This window comes from Shewanella sp. M16, assembly GCF_018224605.1.
GTDB classification, from domain to species: Bacteria; Pseudomonadota; Gammaproteobacteria; order Enterobacterales; family Shewanellaceae; genus Shewanella; species Shewanella oncorhynchi.
This window is the reverse complement of the sequence record NZ_JAGTUL010000106.1, coordinates 1-1,013: the sequence shown is the minus strand read 5'-3', so window position 1 is coordinate 1,013 and position 1,013 is coordinate 1. Positions and strand designations below refer to the sequence as shown.

Here is a 1,013-nt window from a genome sequence, read left to right as displayed (position 1 = left end):
TATTATAACAGGTATTAGTTGAGTATTTTAAGTTTTTATGATAGTTTTTTCATTAAGAATAATACTGCGGATTAATTAGATGAAAAAGAAATGCCCTTACTGCGGTGCTGAAATCAGTATCTTTAAGTTGAAGAAAAAGTGCAAGACCTGTAATAATTGTAATGTTTCCAAAATTTGCGTACTAAAAACATCTATAAGTTTTTCTGTGATATATTTATTATACAGATGGGGTATTTGGGATTTTATTGGGAGCTTGTATTTAAATATTTTTGCGCTATCATTAATTGCTGGCTTTATAACATTATATTTTTCTGAGCTAAAGAAAAGTGATTAGTTTATTTATTGTGCTTTTCTTTTTAATATAGGATTGTCATTAATAGAGCCGCTACCGAAGGAGAAACCGCCGAAGCTGCGACCACCACCGATAATGCCACCTCCACCAGTTGTTCCACCGCCACCGCTATCAACACCACCACCGCTTGCGCCGCCATTATTTGCTTTAATTAATTGGTCTACAGGGATTTTTTCTATGCCATTTCGAATGACTGAAATTAACTCCCCCCTTTAAAAACAACTACGTCACCGACCTTAAAGACTGACTGAGTATCCATTAGTAAGCCTGCTGCAGTAGATATACCACCAGTCACTCCACCAGCAACCACTAGGCCAAATGTATTATTGCCAGTTTGCACTAATAGTAATTGAGAAATTTTACCTGCAATCTTATTTAATTGAACAGCTGTTATTGCTCCGATAAGTACACCACCATAGACAACTTGCTTTAATGCTGTCCTCATTTCAATTTCAAAACTGGATAATGGTTGAGTTTTAAAAGTATAATTTTGTAAGTAATTAACTATTGAAGTGGCATCACGGCTATTTTTCCAATCATCACAATTGTTGTCAGTGTCGAACCTGCAATCAAGGGCTGCATCTTTTTGCATTGGTGTAAAAGTAACTTTTTTTAGGTAACCTAGATAATCAGAGTATGTAACAGAGTCTACAACTATATT

The 1,013-nt window shown here is 35.0% G+C and carries 2 protein-coding genes; both read right to left on the bottom strand.

Features of this window, described 5'->3' with window-relative positions:
• Window positions 1–356: 356 nt before the first annotated feature.
• Window positions 357–491: a hypothetical protein gene (locus KFE26_RS24255; protein ID WP_283090835.1), complete on the bottom strand. Its 135-nt coding sequence runs from the start codon at window positions 489–491 to the stop codon at window positions 357–359.
• 60 nt (window positions 492–551) lie between these two features.
• The coding region (locus tag KFE26_RS23610) for a hypothetical protein (RefSeq protein WP_212601917.1) at window positions 552–1,013 on the bottom strand (462 nt) is incomplete at its 5' end.